At 49.6% G+C, this 17,866-nt stretch carries 17 protein-coding genes; 1 reads left to right on the top strand and 16 read right to left on the bottom strand.

What is annotated here, in order from left to right:
- Positions 1-25: 25 nt before the first annotated feature.
- Complete coding sequence (locus tag DWZ76_RS15075; protein ID WP_181357268.1) at positions 26-166, bottom strand: hypothetical protein; 141 nt, start codon at positions 164-166, stop codon at positions 26-28.
- A gap of 111 nt (positions 167-277) precedes the next feature.
- On the opposite strand from DWZ76_RS15075, the gene DWZ76_RS09565 reads away from it, so the two are divergent.
- The gene (locus DWZ76_RS09565) at positions 278-709 is read left to right on the top strand and encodes a NifB/NifX family molybdenum-iron cluster-binding protein (RefSeq protein WP_118469322.1); all 432 of its coding nucleotides are present in this window, start codon (positions 278-280) and stop codon (positions 707-709) included.
- A gap of 51 nt (positions 710-760) precedes the next feature.
- Here the strand turns inward: DWZ76_RS09565 and trmL are convergent, their stop codons facing one another.
- The 15 genes from trmL to DWZ76_RS09490 form a co-directional block, all read right to left on the bottom strand.
- On the bottom strand, positions 761-1,255 hold the full coding sequence (gene trmL, locus DWZ76_RS09560; RefSeq protein WP_118472527.1) for a tRNA (uridine(34)/cytosine(34)/5-carboxymethylaminomethyluridine(34)-2'-O)-methyltransferase TrmL: 495 nt from the start codon (positions 1,253-1,255) through the stop codon (positions 761-763).
- Positions 1,249-2,424 carry an aminotransferase class I/II-fold pyridoxal phosphate-dependent enzyme gene (locus DWZ76_RS09555; RefSeq protein ID WP_118472526.1) on the bottom strand — a complete coding sequence of 392 codons (1,176 nt, stop codon included), beginning with the start codon at positions 2,422-2,424 and terminating at the stop codon, positions 1,249-1,251. Before DWZ76_RS09555 ends, trmL begins: the two co-directional genes overlap by 7 nt.
- A complete protein-coding gene (locus tag DWZ76_RS09550) occupies positions 2,421-2,903 on the bottom strand; it encodes an Lrp/AsnC family transcriptional regulator (RefSeq protein ID WP_022358850.1) in 483 nt (160 codons plus the stop codon). The genes DWZ76_RS09555 and DWZ76_RS09550 overlap by 4 nt, the downstream gene beginning before the upstream one ends.
- 14 nt (positions 2,904-2,917) lie before the next feature.
- Positions 2,918-3,535 carry an AIR synthase-related protein gene (locus DWZ76_RS09545; protein ID WP_118472525.1) on the bottom strand — a complete coding sequence of 206 codons (618 nt, stop codon included), beginning with the start codon at positions 3,533-3,535 and terminating at the stop codon, positions 2,918-2,920.
- A gap of 115 nt (positions 3,536-3,650) precedes the next feature.
- Positions 3,651-5,168, bottom strand: coding sequence for a VanW family protein (locus DWZ76_RS09540; protein WP_243017806.1), 1,518 nt, complete (start codon positions 5,166-5,168; stop codon positions 3,651-3,653).
- A gap of 127 nt (positions 5,169-5,295) precedes the next feature.
- Complete coding sequence (locus DWZ76_RS09535) at positions 5,296-6,021, bottom strand: 3'-5' exonuclease (protein WP_118472524.1); 726 nt, start codon at positions 6,019-6,021, stop codon at positions 5,296-5,298.
- A 191-nt stretch (positions 6,022-6,212) separates the two neighbouring features.
- Entirely contained in the window at positions 6,213-8,036 is a 1,824-nt protein-coding gene (locus tag DWZ76_RS09530) for a B12-binding domain-containing radical SAM protein (protein WP_118472523.1), read from the bottom strand.
- 4 nt (positions 8,037-8,040) lie between these two features.
- Positions 8,041-9,093, bottom strand: a complete 1,053-nt coding sequence (locus DWZ76_RS09525) for an L-threonylcarbamoyladenylate synthase (protein WP_242995804.1) — start codon at positions 9,091-9,093, stop codon at positions 8,041-8,043.
- A 204-nt stretch (positions 9,094-9,297) separates the two neighbouring features.
- The gene (locus DWZ76_RS09520; RefSeq protein WP_333549118.1) at positions 9,298-10,035 is read right to left on the bottom strand and encodes an N-acetylmuramoyl-L-alanine amidase; all 738 of its coding nucleotides are present in this window, start codon (positions 10,033-10,035) and stop codon (positions 9,298-9,300) included.
- Between the two features lie 87 nt (positions 10,036-10,122).
- Complete coding sequence (locus DWZ76_RS09515) at positions 10,123-10,995, bottom strand: YitT family protein (RefSeq protein ID WP_107001826.1); 873 nt, start codon at positions 10,993-10,995, stop codon at positions 10,123-10,125.
- A 101-nt stretch (positions 10,996-11,096) separates the two neighbouring features.
- Entirely contained in the window at positions 11,097-12,551 is a 1,455-nt protein-coding gene (locus tag DWZ76_RS09510) for a sigma 54-interacting transcriptional regulator (protein WP_107001825.1), read from the bottom strand.
- 149 nt (positions 12,552-12,700) lie between these two features.
- Positions 12,701-14,068, bottom strand: a complete 1,368-nt coding sequence (locus tag DWZ76_RS09505; RefSeq protein ID WP_022358860.1) for a sodium/glutamate symporter — start codon at positions 14,066-14,068, stop codon at positions 12,701-12,703.
- 153 nt (positions 14,069-14,221) lie between these two features.
- Positions 14,222-15,391 (bottom strand): alanine dehydrogenase, encoded by a 1,170-nt coding sequence (locus tag DWZ76_RS09500; protein WP_118472522.1) that lies wholly within the window; start codon positions 15,389-15,391, stop codon positions 14,222-14,224.
- A 412-nt stretch (positions 15,392-15,803) separates the two neighbouring features.
- Entirely contained in the window at positions 15,804-16,022 is a 219-nt protein-coding gene (locus DWZ76_RS09495) for a hypothetical protein (protein WP_118472521.1), read from the bottom strand.
- Positions 16,023-16,449: 427 nt separating this feature from the next.
- On the bottom strand, positions 16,450-17,859 hold the full coding sequence (locus DWZ76_RS09490) for a sodium:solute symporter family protein (RefSeq protein WP_182427998.1): 1,410 nt from the start codon (positions 17,857-17,859) through the stop codon (positions 16,450-16,452).
- Between the last annotated feature and the right edge of the window lie 7 nt (positions 17,860-17,866).

The following is a 17,866-nucleotide window of genomic DNA, read 5'->3' as shown; positions in this document are numbered from 1 at the left end:
TGGCTCTCTTTTTCTATCAAAGATATTATACTTCCAATGCCGCTTTTAAGTCTTCCATACTGGAATATCTCGGTGCATTTGGATCTTTTACAATCGTTCTTCCTTCTTCGATTGCTATCAGTAACGCATTCTTCTTTTCATTCTTCTCAATATTTACTCCATCCATACAAGCCACCTCCATATATGTCTATTATATATTTTTTCATAAATAGCATATACATTTATATTGATTTTTCAATTCTAAGCGCTATACTATCTCTAAAAAAGGAGGTCACTCATGAAAATTGCAGTCCCTTATGAAAACGGAGAAATCTGCTCCCACCTGGCTCAGGTGAAAGAATTTTTAATTTTTGATGTAGTTGACGATGAGATTATTTCCACCAAAACCGTGAAACAGACCTATGCAAACGATCCCGGCGCGCTGGTCGAGTTTCTGAAAAAAGAAAATACTGCCGTTCTCCTCTGCGACGCCCTTCCGATCCCGATGATGATCGCCCTGCGCGAAACCAGCATCCAGGTTCTCGGCGGCGCCAAAGGCGCTCCTAAAGACCGCGTCGAAGACTTCTTAAACGGAATGCTTCACTTTGACCGGAGCGGAAATAACGGACCATCCTGCGGCGTCCACCTGCCGGACAACAATAAAAATGGCACTGACTCCGACGCCGAATGCGACGGAAATATCAGTGCCTGTGGGACTTGGTGCCACTAATTCCTGTTTCATCTGAGACGTTGATGACGCACGTGTGGGAGAGAATCCACCTTATTTCCACTGGAGGTGATGCAGATGCCCCTCCGTATTCATCTTCTCAAACCCATTCTGCCGCAGCGCCTCATACAGAATGATCGCCACCGAGTTTGACAGATTCAGAGAACGCGTCTCACCCCACATCGGGATGCGGACGCAGCGCTCCGGGTCTTCGATCAGGAGTTCTTCCGGGATGCCGCGGCTTTCCGGTCCGAACATGATATAGCAGTCCAGATCGTAGTGAACGTCCGTATACACCTGCGTCGTCTTCGTGGTCGCCATATACGGGCGCGCGCCCGGATTCTTCTCCAGAAAATCTTTAAAATCGCTGTAAACTGTCACATCCAGATGCGGCCAGTAATCAAGACCCGCTCTTTTTACCATTTTATCATTCAATTTAAAACCGAGAGGCTCGATCAGATGAAGCCGCGTGTTCGTTGCCACGCAGCTTCGTCCTATATTTCCTGTATTCATCGGCATCTCCGGTTCATAGAGTACAATATTTAACATTTCTTCTCTCCATCCAGCCGTGCCACAAACCGCTTGATGCGCTCGATCGCCTTCTGCAGATCCTCCAGCGAATACGCATAGGAAACACGCAGATAGCCCTCGCCGCAGTTTCCAAACGCGGTGCCCGGCACAAGCGCCAGCTTCTCTTCCTGTAACAGGCGGTTTGCGAATTCATCCGAGGTCATGCCAAACCGTTTGATGCACGGGAACATATAAAATGCTCCATACGGCTCGAAACAGTCCATGCCGAGCCCCCGGAACTCTCTCAAAAGATAGCGGCGGCGCTCATCGTAGGCTTTCTTCATGCGGGCAATGTCCTCATCGCCATTCCGCAGGGCGTCAACCGCTGCATACTGGCTGGTGGTCGGCGCACACATAATCGCAAACTGATGGATTTTCAGCATCTGTTTTAAGATAAGCGCTGGAGCCGCCGCATAGCCGAGACGCCACCCGGTCATCGCATATGCCTTGGAAAATCCGTTGATCAGCACCGTGCGGTCACGCATCCCGGAAATTTCCGCGATGGAAACGTGCTTGCCGCTGTAGGTCAGCTCGGAATAAATTTCATCACTCAGCACAAACAGATCCTTCTCCTCAATCACCTTCGCGATCGCCTCCAGATCGGTGCGGTTCATGATCGCGCCCGTTGGATTGTTCGGGAATGGAAGAATCAGCACCTTTGTTTTCGGTGTGATTTTCTCCAGCAGCTTCTCCGGCGTCAGACGGAACTCATCCTTCTCCTCCAGCTCGATAATGACCGGCGTACCACCCGCCAGCACCGTACACGGCACATAAGAAACGTAACTCGGCTGCGGAATCAGAACCTCATCGCCCGGATTGAGCATCGCGCGCAGGGCGATATCAATCGCCTCGCTGCCGCCGACCGTTACCATCACTTCTGTATTCGGATCATACTCAAGGCGCTGACGACGTTTCAGATAATGGCAGATCTCCTGGCGCAGTTCCTTTAAACCAGAGTTCGACGTATAGAAGGTACGTCCTTTTTCCAGCGAATAAATGCCCTCCTCGCGGATATGCCACGGTGTATCAAAATCCGGTTCGCCCACGCCCAGGGAGATCGCGCCCTTCATCTCGCTGACAACGTCAAAAAACTTCCGGATTCCGGACGGCGGAATATTTACAATCGTATCTGATAATGGGTTTCTCACGGAACAATCAACATCCTTTCATCCTGAGGACCGTCGCAGAGAACGGTACCATGGTCTTTGTATTTTTTAAGAATAAAATGGGTCGCGGTACTCAGCACAGAATCGATCGTGGAAAGCTTTTCTGCCACGAACTGTGCAACTGCACGCATGGTTTTCGCCTCGATCATAACGGTAAAATCATAGCCGCCGGACATCAGGTATACCGAAGTCACCTCGCTGTACTGATAGATTCTCTCGGCAATCTTGTCAAAGCCCATCTCGCGCTGCGGCGTTACCTTTACTTCGATCAGTGCAATGACCTTCTCCTCATCTGTATTATCCCAGTTAATCAGGGTATGGTAACCGCAGATGATATGTTCATTTTCCATTTCGGCGATCTCCGCCGCGACCGCAGCTTCATTTTCCCCGAGTAAATCCGCCAGCTCTTTGACGCTGATGCGGCTGTTTTTTTCAATGACCGCTAAAATTCTCTCTCTCACTTTACTACCTCCTGTTAATGGGATTTTGGTAAGTCTTTCATTTTATCTATCTCATCCGGTTTTGGCCGGTCAAGAAAGCTATGTACTTCGCCGCTGTAAATCTCGCGTCCGATCGCGGTGCGCGTCCGACCGATGAGCGCCGCCGGAATGCCCTCTCTCTCCAGATTCTGGAGCAGTTTCGGACCGCTAGACGCCGTCAGCAGAATGCAGCCCTGCGACTGTAAACGGTATGGATTGAGGTCAAATACCTCGCAGACCTCCACCGTCTCCTGGCGGATCGGAAGTTTCCTAAGATCCATCTCAAATCCGAGTCCGAATCCATCAAAAAAATGCCACAGCGCTGCCATGACGCCGCCCCCGCCCGCCGGATACCACGCAGATGCGCCGAGACGGGTCAGCACTTTCCGCTCTTTATGTGCAGCAAATGCCTCCAGAAGCGGAGACGGATTCCATTTCTCATAGAGATTCTGGCATTCTCTCACATACCGTGCAGAAAATCGGTTCAAAAGCGCCGCCTCGCCGCTTTTTGCCGCCATCGAGGTACCAAGAAGCGCGGTGTAACCGACCGCCAGAAGATCCTGCTCGGCTTTCATCTCCCCGTATACCTCGAAAATTTCATCTTTTATGTTCATTCTGATTCCTTTCCCAGCTTCACATTCAAGTACAGTAATTTTCTGCGTTTACCACGCCATGTTACCACAAATCTCTGCTCTCATACCATCACTATATATGATCCGATATAAGCTATCACTCCATCGGCGGCGCTGCTTCCTGCGCCGGACCGGCTGGTCCCTGCGGCTGTGCCGGGGTCGGCTCCTGTGCTGCCGGTGCTTCCGTCGGTGCCGGAACCGGATTTTCCGGCTGTGGCGTCTCAGGCTGCGGTGTCTCAGGCTGCGGTCCAGCCGGAACCGCCGGTGCCGCAGCTGCAACGGCCGGACCTACACGGTAGATTGCCTTCGATGCCATATAGGTATCCGTCTGCAGCAAGGTTTTCTCCGTCTCCACGCCGTCCACGTAGACGTATTTCCAGAGCCGTGACTGCAGCCCATAGTGCGCCGACTGTTCCTTCACCCTCGCACCCGGCTTCAAAGATGCGTCCACCTTTGTGATCGGCTCGCCCGGATCCTTCTTCGACAGTGTCTCCGAAACGTATTTGATCGTCCGGTTTGCCGGCCGTGTCTCTTTTCCATATATCGTAAATGAAATAGTTCCACCGTTCACTGCCCCTTCCATATAGATCGGGGTATCGTATGGATTTTTAAATTTCAGATCCTTATAAGTACCCGCAATCGCCGAATCCTGCGATGCCGGAACGTAAGTAACAATCATCGAATGATTCTGGCGCTGGGTGATATCCATCTCCGCCAGAAGCGCTGCATTGTAGAGCGTCGTGCAGATCTGGCAGGCGCCACCGCCGACCGTATCGACTACCTGACCGTTCGCATAGGAACCTGCCGATGCATAGCCATTTTCCACCGTAAATGGGGTCAGCCATGTATAAGCCGAAAATTCTTCTCCCGGCATCAGAACCGTGCCGTTGATCTTCGCCGCACCGTTCCGCAGATTCTTGGAACGCGACACATTTCCCGGGTTGAATCCGGTACTGAATGTTCCAAGTGCATCCTGAATCGTAGATAATGCCTCTGTCGTGCGGGTCGGCTCTGCATTTTTGACTGTTGCATCCACCGAAACCGGTTCCGAAAGACCGCCCGCGAGCGCCTCATTCAGTGCTTTTGTCGTCGCATCTATGTCCACTTCCTGTCCCGCCGAAGACTGGCTGACCTGAAAGACTCCATTTTCATGCGTGATCACAGCGTCCTGCGGCGCTGTCGTAAATTCCGCGCACCGGGTCTGCACAAACTCGGCAACCTTCGCTTCATCGACCGCTGTCTCAATCTGCAGATCCACGCCGGACTGCTCTAATTCCTTCTGATTCAGATACCGGCGCAGAAGATTTCCGCCGGAAAGTTTCTCCACTTCCTCATCAATCTCGTTCTGGTTGACCCAGGAAAATCCCAGCTCCGCCGCCGTCGTCTGAACCTCATGACCTTCTACCCGGATCGAAATGGTCTGATTTTCCATCTCCCCGATCGATTTCTCAATCGTCTGATCCGCCTCTTCCCGTGTCATCCCGGAAAGATCAAACCCACCGACCTGAAAGCCCGTGGGAATCGTCCCCGCTGACGCGGTGCCCGTACCGGCTATAAGCAGTCCCATCACTGCCGCACCGCATACGCCTGCCATCCAATTTCTTTTTTTCATCATCTACCGAACCTTTACATCATAAGACCTGCCAAAATGGTTCCCGCTACCATCGCTACTACTACGATTATAATAACAACCGCTGATACGATCTGGCGTGTTTTCTGATTTGAAAATTTAAACATATCTCTCACCTCTTCTGCATTCTGCCATGCTGCGCGATAATCTGATCCGTAAGTCTCGAAATCTCATTTTTCGAAAGCGAATCAATCTGCGCAGATAAGTTTATTCTATGATATTTTAGTAATTCCCGCAAGACTTCTTTTTGCTTTTTTGACGCGGGCTGTTCGCGTTTTACCTTGTAAATCAAAGGCTGCGGTGCAAACACCTCCGGCACTTCCAGAAAATACCTGTTTTTAAGCTCCTGATACAGATGGTGCGCCGCCAGCGCATCCGAAAACGCCCGATGGCTCTCGCCCGGATCCACCGCAAAATACCGGCACGCGGCTGCCAGATTCTTCTTTTCCTCCTCCGGCATAAAATGGCGGCAGATTTTCAAGGTATCAAGCCCCGCGCGCTCAAATGTATACTTCCGGTTGACCGCCGCCCGCTTGAGAAAGCTGAAATCAAAGATAACATGATGCCCCAAAAGCGGCAGCTCCCCGCAGAATGCCAGAAGTTCCGGCAAAACTGTATCCAGCACCGGCGCATCCTTCAAATCATCGTCACAGATTCCCGTCAGCTCCCGGATGCGCGCATCCAGTTCCCGCTCCGGGTTGACAAACGTCGAATACGTCTGCACCACGGTTCCATCTTCCACCCGCGCCGCTCCGATCTCGATGATCCGCTCGGTTTTTGGATTTAACCCTGTTGTCTCCAGGTCAATCGCTATATAAGAATTGTCTGTTTGTTCCATTTTATTTATCCATCGTAACTGTTCAGTACCTTCACAGTCACGCGCAGTAAATGCACAGACCTACTGAACAGTTTACTATCCATCTAATTTAAAATATGGCTGTCTTACATTTCTTCCCATTCTCAGGTGTTCAGACTGCCGCCATCTGCAATTTCTTTTTCCTGTCTTTCTCTGGAAAATCCCATTTCTCACTATATTTCATCCTGGGAAATGGAAAATGCCGCCGCATTGCCAAACAGAGCATCCCGGTTTTTGTAATCAAACAGCACAAAGCTTCCGTCTTCCATCCGCTCTAAATGCGCCATTTTCGCCATCTGTCTGGAATCGTATGCCTCGTAGCCCTTCAAATAACGGCGTTCCTTCGCCTCGCGCATGAAAAACTGCTTCGTCTCGTTCTTCCACTCCGACGGATCCGGGGCAAAGGATGGGCGGCTCTTGACGTTTTCGCGGAGGTAGAGGTCATACATTAAAAGATCCTGATAGGATGTCTCATCGATAGAAAAAATTTCTGCCTGCTTCCTCCATTTCTGAATGAACCTGTATAAAATCTCATACCGCGCCAGCCGGTTATGGCTCACGCCATTCAATCCTTCATCCTCATAAAATGCCGCCAGGCGGTCATACAAATCAAACGCATCGCCCCATTCCTGCGACAGGCATTTCATCGTGCGGCGGAACTGCCCGCTGTTGTAATAGACCTCGACCATCTCTTCCACACCCTTGAGACGGATCACCTCTTCATAGGAAAGCCAGTTGGTTCTAAGCACCTCATACGGCGGCTTGCTCTGGCTGAGCAGACCGTATTTCTGCTTCATTTCTTCCATATAGGAACCTTTCAGCACCTTCAGAAAGCCAAGCTGAAGCTGTTCCGGCTCCATTTTGTATACATCGTTGAAGGAACGATGAAAGCTCTCGATATCCTCATACGGAAGCCCCGCAATCAGGTCGAGATGCTGATGGATGTTGCCAAAGGTGTTGACCTGCGCCACACGGCGCGCCACCTTGTCTAGATCCATCGTCCTCCGGATCTCCTTCACAACCACCAGGTTCGTCGTCTGCACGCCGATTTCCAACTGAATCAGCCCCGGACGCATCTGTTTCATCAGTGCCAGCTCGTCATCATCCAGAAGATCCGATGAAATTTCAAAATGGAAGTTGGTAATTCCATTATCGTGTTCCAGCAAATACTGCCAAATCGCCATCGAATGGCTCTTTTTGCAGTTAAACGTCCGGTCTACGAACTTTACCTGCGGCACCTTCCGGTCAAGGAAAAACTGCAGCTCCCTGGTTACCAGCGAAAGGCTGCGGAACCGCACTTTTTTGTCAATCGAAGACAGACAGTAACTACAGGAAAATGGACATCCACGGCTGCTCTCATAGTAGATAATGCGGTGTTCCAGCCCGCTTAAATCTCCGTAGGAAAATGGAATGTCGTCCAGATTCATGAGCGGCGCCGGGCGATGGACCTCGATGGTGCCATCCGAACGGCGTAGGACAATGCCTGGGAGCTCTGAAAAACAAACCTCCGTCCCGCACTCACACGCCTCCACCAACCGCGTAAAGGTCTCCTCGCCTTCGCCCTGCATGATCAGCTCGACCTCCGGCAGCTCATCCATCAGGTGAACCGCGTCATACGAAGCCTCCGGACCTCCCATCCAGATGCGGACCTGCGGAAGAACCTTTTTCAAATCGTGGATCAGTTCCTTCACGTAAACGATATTCCAGATATAACAGGAAAATCCCACCACATCCGGTTTTCTCCGGTAAATATCCTGCAGAATCTGATCCATCTGGTGGTTGATGGTGTACTCGCCGAGATCGATCTGGATTTCCGACACGGTTTTCGTTCGATTCGCGCCTTCTGCTGCCTCCGAAACCATTTCCATTCCAACAGCCGCACCCTGCTCATCCTTCTGTCCCAGCCCCAGCCGCTCCATCGCATATCGTCTCAGGCTGTAAATTCCCAGATTTGAATGTATATATTTGGCATTAATCGCCGCCAATAAGTACCGCATCGTCTCACACCTTCAAAATATGATAGCCAGCCGCCTTATTGAGCCGGTTCATAATCGCCCGTCCTAAATTGTCTTCCGAAAATCCTTCCGAAAAGATATATTCCGCGCCGCGATCGTCGAAATCGCGCAGAACTGCATACAGGTTGTGTGCAACAGTCTCCTGACGCGCCCGCGCACCGATGCTTTCCAGCATTCCCGCCGGGTAACGATCTTTCGTCTCGTCCGTGCAGATAATTCCAACCTTGCGCCCTTCTGCCAGCTTTTCGCCTGCCAGGCGGTTGATCGTCTCCACAACTGCCTCCGTCTCGCCCTCGACCAGTGTCAGATCGGCTTTCGGTGCATAATGGCGGTATTTCATTCCCGGTGCTTTCGGGCGCACATCCGCGCTGACCGGTCCTAAAATCGCCGGATCAATGCCGACTTCCCCGACCGTTTCACGCAGCATCTCCACGGTGATCGCACCCGGTCTTAAAACCATCGGCATTTCCTCCGTAACATCCACGATCGTCGATTCCAGACCAATTCCAACCGGACCGCCGTCGATGATCGCATCGATCTTTCCGTCCATATCCTGAAGCACGTGATCCGCGCGCGTCGGGCTTGGGCGTCCCGATGTATTCGCACTCGGAGCCGCGATCGGCACGCCGGACAGACGGATTAACTCTGCCGCGATCGGATCAGACGGCATCCGGATTGCCACCGTGTCAAGCCCGCCGGTCGTTCCATACGGCACGATCGCGCTCTTAGGAAATACCATCGTCATCGGTCCCGGCCAGTATGCCTTTGCAAGCTTTTTGCCATTTTCCGGCATATTCGATACCAGCGGCGCGATCTCCTCCAGACAGGACACATGCGCGATCAGCGGGTTGTCAGACGGGCGTCCCTTCGCCGCATAAATCTTCTTCGCTGCTGCCTCGTCCAGCGCATTCGCGCCCAGGCCGTACACAGTTTCCGTCGGAAATGCCACCAGACCGCCCGCGCGGATGATCTTTGCCGCCTTCTCAAGCACCTCCCGGTCATGCGCCGTAAAGTCCTTTGGATTTTCTATCTTCCACATCTGGGTGTGAAGTTCTTTTTTCGTTTCGTTTTGCATATTGACTCTTCTTTCTACTATCTCACAATGAATAAATCTATCTTCCGTACTAAGCTCGAAAACACCTCGCTAAGTACTCCTAGTATGCGCGGCATGACTCGTACTAAGCTCGAAAATACCTCGCTAAGTACTCCTAGTATACACAAGATTCCTCGCCAGTTCAAGGTTTCAGCGCCCATTCAGATACTCCATAATCCCCATATGCAGCGTATACGCCACGCGGTCCTGATATTCTTCTGTTTTCAGCAATGCCGCCTCTTTCCAGTTAGACAAAAATCCGCACTCGACGATGACAATCGGGCATTTGACGTGGAGCAGGAGGTAATAGCTGTCATTCGGTTTGGCTTTTCTGCGGTTCTGGTCTCCCAGCGCATAGTCAAAGCGCTTCTGCAATATCTCCGCCAGCCGTTTTCCCTTCTCCGACTTCCGGTAATAAAATACCTGAGCGCCGGATACGTCCTCCTGGTGGTAGCTGTTCTGATGGATGCTGACGACCAGATCCGCGCCGGATTCCTCGACGCGGGCGCAGCGGTTTTTCATGTCGGACATTTTCCGGCTTCCGGCTGACGTATCGTAAAGTCCCCGGTCATCCTCCCGGCTCATCACGACCTCCACATCCGACTGCTCCAGATACCATCTAAGGCGCTTCGCGATTGCCAGATTGATGTCCTTTTCCAGGCTTCCGTCCACACTCACCTTTCCCGGATCAAAATCCCCATGTCCGGCGTCCAAGAAAACAACCGGCTTTTCCTTTCCAAGCACAGCGTCCGCCCCCGCTGATGCCAGCCCCGCATACCGTGCCGCCAGAAAGACGCCGCAAAATAAAAGAAGGCAGACTGCCAATTCCACTGACAGCCGCCTTCGCATTTGTTTTAGAAACGGGTGTGTTTCAAACCATTCGTTCAAGTGCACCGCTCCTGATGCATTCTTATGATATCTATATTCGCCTTGTTCGCGGCATATCCCGCTATTTTCTAATTCTAATCCCGGCTCCTACTGCTGCGCCTCCGCTACATCCTTAAACCCAAGTCCAAAAATGCCCGAGGTTTCCTTCACAATCACAAACGCATTCTCATCCGTCTCCGCAATAATGCGTTTTAAACGATTGAACTCCGTTTTGCGGACGGTACATAAAACCACCGTCGTGTCCTCGCCGCTGTAGCCGCCCTTGCCCGGAAGCAGCGTTACCGTACGGTCAATTTCCTTAATGACACGTTCTGCGATTTTCTGCGGGTATTTCGTCACGATCGACGCCTCGCTTCCGGCATCATTTCCGTAGATGATCATGTCGATGACCTTCGTCTGCGCGTACAGGGAAATCAGTCCGAACAGTGCCGCATCGACATTTCCAAAGACGAAGATCGAGGTGGAGAGGATGATTCCATCGATCATCATCAGGGCGCGCCCGATCGAGACATGCGGATATTTCTTCTGGAGCAGGTAGCCGACCACATCGCTGCCGCCCGTCGTCGAACCGGACAGAAAGATGAACGCCATGCCAACGCCGACCAGAATGCCGCCGTAGAGACTTCCCATAAGCTGGTCGCCCATATAAACCGGAAAGACCGGGGCGATCACGTAGTCAAGCACCACCGAACAGATTCCGCACGCAAACGCCGTCCGCAGCGCAAAGGCACGGCTCAAATGAAACCACGCCAATATTAAAAGCGGCACATTGACCATCAGTGTCAGCCGTCCGACCGGCAGGTTCGTCACATGGTTTAACATCAGTGCCACGCCGACCGCACCGCCCGGCGCAATATTCGCCGTCTCAATAAAGCTGTGCGTGCCGATACTGTAGATAAATGCGCCCAGAATCAGATATAAAAAATCTTTTACAGAATATTTTCCAATGTATTTCTCCATTTCTGCATTTCCTCCTGTTATTCTGTCTGAGCGTTCCATCCTTTCCGGGCTGATTCCGCTTCCCGCATCGTCCTCAATTTTCCGTATCTATCCTCCATCGCTCAGATTTCTTTTTCCTGTTTTTCCTTCGCCTTTTCGCCCCGCAGCTGGCTCGCCTTTCTCTGCAGCGTCTGCCTCGGCACATCCAGAATCCGCGCTGCCTCAGATATATTTCCGTGCGCCGCCTCCAACGCCTGCCAAATCAGTTTTTCCTCATAGGCAGCCACCGCCTCACGAAGCGACGAGCAGAGTTTTGGAACTTCTTCCAGGCTTTCCGGCGCCTTTTTCCTGTCCGCCTGCTTTTCCAGCAGAAGCTTTCCCTTGATGTCTTTATACTGGAGCAGGGCGCTCGTCTCATCCACCATGCTCATGCCGTAAACGATCACGTGTTCCAGCTCCCGGACATTGCCTGGCCAGTCATATTCTTCCAGTTTTTTTAGCAGATCCTTTGACACATACTGAACCTGCTTGTGGAACGTGCCATTGTGTTTGTTTACATAAAACTTGACAAAATGTCCAATATCCGCCTTCCGTTCCCGCAGCGGCGGAATCCGGATCGACATCATGCTCAGACGATAATAAATATCGCGCCGAAGCTGTCCTTTCTCGATCGCCTCAAGCGGTTCCACATTGGTCGCCGCAATGATCTTCACATTCGTGCGTTTCGTCTCACTGCCGCCCAGGCTGCGGAAACTGCCGTCCTGCAGAACCCGCAGAAGCTTTGACTGCAAAAACAGAGGCATCGAATTGATCTCGTCGAGAAACAGTGTTCCGCCGTCCGCCAGCTCAAAGAGTCCCTTATTTTCCATTGCCCCGGTAAACGCGCCCTTGGACGTTCCAAATAAGATACTTTCGAGCAAGGTATCCGGCAGCGCCGCACAGTTCTGCGCGATAAACGGTTTATCCCTCCGTTCACTGGCATTGTGGATCGACTGTGCAAACACCTCTTTTCCGGTTCCCGTTTCCCCATAGATCATAACCGGCAGATCGCACGCCGCCACCACCGGTATATAGTCTCTGGCATTTTTCATTTTTTCATCCACTGCGATGATATCTTCCATCGTAAAAGATGCGCCGCTGTGTTTTTTCAGCTTTCCAGCGCCGCCGACCGGGATCTGTTCCGAAGTCAGTTCCACACTCTCCGGCTCTTCCTCGCCGTCTGTCATCTCCTCCATCGACAGATCGATCGCGCCCACCACGGCGCGCCCGCTCTTGATCGGAATCGAAAGAGAGCTGATATGGATGCCCTCCTGCCCCTTGGTCTGAAGTAGCTGGTTTTCCACGTAAACCGGCAGTCCGACCTCCATCGCCCGGATCATGCTGCTGTTCTTAGCGTTCAGGTTTTCAAATACATCGAAAAAATTTTGTCCCACCAGCGCCTGGTAAGCTTCTCTCTCTTTCCGGTTTGAAAATTTACTATTTAACTTTGCTGAAAACAGAATCTCGCCATCCAGGTTGATGATCGTGATTCCGTCAATATATCCTTTTCCATGAAATAACTGTCTTAAAAACTCCATGCATTTCTCCCCTGTCTGAAACACCGCTGACCGGAATCACGCGCTAAGTCTCACGGACGTTCGACTTGAATCTGCGTTCATCCGGCCTGACAACGGTGTTATGTTTACACCTGTTCCAAGTGTATCAGAGGAAACAGGCAAAGACAAGTTTATCCGATCTCCTCCACACCTGGGCGATCCAGCGGAAGTTTCAGCCACCACCATTTAAATACGATATTTGCGATGATGCATGCTGCCATGATTACCAAATAGATGCCGATAAACTTCCAATGGCTGCCATTTAAGAGCATCATCGGTCCCATCGACCACGCAAACATCTCTGCCGGAGTTGTAAACGGCGCTGCAAATGCAGTATCGTTCAGCGTCTTGGAGCGGTTTTCCGGATCAACGATTCGAAGAAGGATGAAGCCGATCGCAAAAACGCCCGTTGAATAGCCAAATACGAAGATCGCGCGCTCAAACCAGCTGCCGCGGTTCATCGCCGGACCAAAGAACATCAGAGTTGCCACTACGATTACAATACCGCAGAGCAGAAGAAGTGCCAGCGGAGCTGCATATTTAACGATAACTGCCAGTTTGATGGAAGCGATTCCGAAAAACACCAGATAATCCGTCGCAGTACCGGAGATACGTCCCACTACATTTTCATCAATATAATCACCGACGCCGACTTTTCGGAAAACGAGGAACATCACGATCGCGGTCAAAAATGCCATCAGGTAATTCGGCAGATCCAGACCGATCGCTGCATAGATTCCCTTACTGAGTCCCACACCGATACCGGATGCGATCAGCATCACTGCCAGATGCCATGCCAGCGGATCCAGGACGTTGGATGAAATAGTTTCCTCGCCCATCGACTTGCGCTCATTTTTGGGCACCAGACCACAGCGCAGATCATCGGAGATCTGATTGAAGCCTTTCATATATTTGGTCCAGCCCTTTTTCGTTCCCAGCTTGATGAAGAACAGACCGCCAAAGATACCCGATAAAATACCAACAGTTGCACAGGTCATCGCGATATCCATTGCATCCAGATCACCCAGTCTCTCAAACGCGGTACCAACAGCCGCTGCCGTTCCGTGTCCGCCGGAGAAACCAGCTGCCAGCAGCAGACCGAAGCCATAGTTAATGTTCGGGAATAATTTCGAAATTACTAAAATACTAAACAACGGTGCCAGTGAGAACTGAATCGCCTGTGCCAGCACTTTATAGGAAAAATAAGAACCAATCCGGTCAATTTCCGCTTTAAAATCTTTCTTATTGAAAGAAAATCCATTAATTCCGACACCTGCGAAAATCAGGATAATCAGAACACTTGCATAAGAACCAATATTTTCAGAAAACGGCAGGATTCCCAGTCCCTGCGCCCCGAGTGCCAGCGCGATAAATCCGGCAATCATGCTTGGCGGAATGAAAAATTTCTGTACCAACGGCACTTTTGCACGTAAAAGCTGACCAACCGCGATAAAAAACGATGCGATCGCAAAGTCCACTAAAATGTCTGTAACACTCACAGATACCCCTCCTATTCTTCTGTATCAAATGCGCCTCCAGCTATTTCCCATCCGGAAGCGCTTCTATTCTCCCCTCAAATGGCAGAGCGCTTTTCATCCGTATCCCCATACGTTTCACGAAAAGCGTTCTGCCGGTATCCTTTATCTGAAAAATCACTTCTCTAATTTGATAAAGTTATCCGAATGGCTCTTGGTTGCCGACGGAGCCAGATCCAGTTTCTGATCTGCGATCTCTAAGATGTCTTCCGGACGAACCCACGGTCTGCCCTGGATAGCACTTGTCTCCTCATGGGTTAAGTATCCCTTGTAGGCAGTTAAGCTGCGGCGCAGGAAACCATCCTTTGCACACGCCTGCGCCACACCATTGTTGATGATGCTTCTGAAGTGCGGCAGTACGGATGCTGCGTATGCGATCGAGGTAGACTGGGAAATTGCACCCGGAATGTTGCTTACGCAATAATGTACGACACCTTCTTCGATGTAGCGCGGATTTTCATGGGTGGTCTCATGGAATGTCTCGATTGCACCATAATCGTTGCTAATATCTACGATAACGGAACCTTTCTCCATCGAGCGGACCATCTCGCGGTCGATCATGTATTCTTTGGCATCCTTCGGCCATCTAACACAATTATATACGACATCTATCTCTGGTAAAATCTTTTTCAGATTATAACGGTTGGAAATCTGGGTGTTGACTTCCTCATTGAACTGTTTTCCGATATCGCGCAGGGTTCCGATATTAATATCCATAACCGTTACCCACGCGCCCAGCGCATGAAGAACAGAGATTGCTGCGCGTCCTACCACGCCGCCTCCAATGACCAGCGCCTTAACGCCCGGAGCACCGCCGAGACCGTTGACGAATTTGCCCTTGCCGCCGTTGATGGAAAGCAGGGATTCCAGGCCAAAGAGTGCACCCGCCTTACCAGCTGCCTCACAGTTCGGTGAACCGTAACGGTGGGAATCTTCTGCGGTAAATGCAATACACTTGCTGTCGAGAAGTGCCTGTACCTCTTCCGGATGTGCTGCTGGATGGATGCAGGTAAATACGATCTGGTTTTCACGGAGCAGTTTGTACTCGCACGGTTCAAACTCTTTTACCTTTGCGACGAAATCGCAGGTTGCATAAATTTCTTCCTTTGTATCAACCAGCTTCGCGCCCTCTTTCACATATGCCTCATCCGAGAATCCAGAACCTTCGCCCGCGCCCTTCTGAACGTAAACCTCATTGCCGTCACCTACCAGCATGCTTACCTCTGCCGGGGTTGCGATGACACGGTACTCGCCTACTTTGATGTCTTTCAATACGCCAACTTTCATAATGTGTTCCCTCCATGTAATATATTTTTCTTTTTGCTTGATACTTTTGCTTGATACTCATATATACAGCAAGTTCCGTGCCAACTTTTACGTTTTTCGATTTTATTTAATATTTTTATTTTTTATTTTCCAAAAAAATCGAGATTCTCCTTGTAAATACAAGGTTTTTGTCGACTTAAAATTTTTATTTATTTTTTTGATGATCTTCCAGAAATGACCCGTTCTTGTCTCATTTCTTTTCAGAGTGCAAAAAATGACTCATTTATGAGCTTTTATGCGCTCATAAATGAGTCATTCAAATTTTAAGTTTGAGTCACATGCCGATTTTTGAGTCTTTCATTTCCAGGGTGCTCATTTTCATTTCTACGCTTTCGCTGATAAACTTTTTATTTTTTCGCACCCAGTTTAATTCCTACTGCCCGACTTCCGCCGCTGCCAGCTTTCGCGACTCCGTCAGCGTCTTTCCCTCGCGCAGATGAACCGCCACGCGCTCCAGTTCCGCCGGATCTGCATAATTCGAATGGTTCACTGCATTGTACAAACTCCGCAGACTTTCCCTCGTACTGAATATCATCCGAAATAACGTGTCCTTGTGATCCCGCCTTGCTCTTGCGTAAGTTCCTTTTTTCATAAATTCTCCTTTCTGTCAGGAGAATTTCTTCTGCTTTGTAACACTCCCGTCACCTCACAGTCAGAGCAAAATCCATCGAAAATCTCCTGCTTTTCAATTGTTACTTAATTGGATATGCATAAGATTTTCTCAGATTCATAATTAGATTGGAATGTAAGATATACTTGAAATGTTTACAAAGAAAAATATATGCTTGATATGATAAATGTAACATATCCGAACCCATGATGCAAGGTATATGGTCCTAAATTGTCCATCCGTTCAAAAGATGGATTTGCCGGATTCGGTCATTGCATCCGCAAAAAAGGAAGCAGGTGAGCAAACCATTTAAGATCCCCTCACCTGCTTTTCTTATACCTTGATGTTGTCTTTGAAGTATTTCTCCCAAGAAATCTTGAACGCTTAATGGGGTCTGACCCCATTAACTTCATTCACTTTTTGGCTGTGTAGCTAAGGATACCGCAACTAATGTAATCAAAGCAATCGGGAATGCAACAAAAATTGTCTGTAATCCAAATGGAGAACCGGTTGCCTCCCAGATAATACTTAATCCACATCCAATAATCATAGATGAAATGCCTCCCGCTTTTGTAGCTTTTTTCCATACAAGTGCTCCAACAACTGCCGGTGTAATTCCTGCTCCATAAATAGTATAGGACCAATACTGAATTGCAAGAATCGATGGGAAGAAAGTCAGAATAATATAAGCGACAACACCTGCAATCAAAATGAACGCACGGCTGACTTTAAGCTCTTCTTTCTCTGTTGCATTCGGATTGATTTTACTATATAAATCGATGCAGAAGTTAGCTGCTGCAGATAACAGATATGAATCACCTGTTGTAATGGTAAATGCTGCTGCTGCGGAAAGTACGATGCCGCCCACAATCGTAGGAAGAAGTGTTGCCGCACCGATCAATGCCTGTCCTGCTGCAATACTGGTTCCAAAATACTGACGTGAAATGAATGCATAGCATGCAACAACCGGCATAATAACAAAACAAGCAAGCATAGTGCCCATCAGACCAACACGAGCTGTTTTTACATCCTTCGCTGCAACAATTCTCTGATAATAGTTCTGATCGGAACAAGTCAGAAGAATCAGCGGAAGATATCCGCCAACCCATTTAAGAAGCGTCTGACCGCCGAAGAACGTAAGGCTTTCCGGATCGTTGGCCTGTGCAGAAGAAATAACCCAATCCCAGCCACCTACTGTACTAATTAAAACAGGCAAGCCAATTGCAAGGCCACCTACCATCAAAAATGCGGACATTGCATCTGTCGTAGCAACTGTCTTCAATCCACCAGAAAGGGCTAGTACAATAACAAGTGCACAACAGATTATTGTACAATAAGTAGTTGGAATACCAGTTGTAGCGTTTAAAATAAATCCAAGACCTCGATACTGATAAGAAACGATAGAAACCATCGCAAGTGCTATGATAACCGCTGATATTGTTCTAGCTTTAGAACCATATTTCGTTTCAAGAAGCTGTGATACCGTGTAGCAGTTGCTTTCCCGGATTTTAGGGGTCAGATAACATAAAACACTCATACTGATAACCGGACAAATCGTAAAAAACAAACCACTCCACAATCCATAATTAAAAGCTAGGCTATTTCCACCACCGGTTACTGTACCACCACCTGTATATGTAGCCAAAATCGTACCAACTGCTACAATCTTTCCAAGGCCTCTTCCTGCTAAGAAAAAATCTTCTTTTCCTTCTTTTTTTACAGCTGCTTTCTTTGCGAAATAAGCTCCCGTTCCAACCAGAGCAAGTAAATAAACAATAACAACCAGAAGCATTTTAGGCTGAGCAATTAATTCATGCATAATGTAT

Source organism: Clostridium sp. AF35-15 (assembly GCF_003477745.1).
GTDB lineage: Bacteria > Bacillota > Clostridia > Lachnospirales > Lachnospiraceae > Otoolea > Otoolea fessa.
Note: the sequence above shows the minus strand (reverse complement) of the source record. Positions and strands in the feature narration are given on the sequence as shown.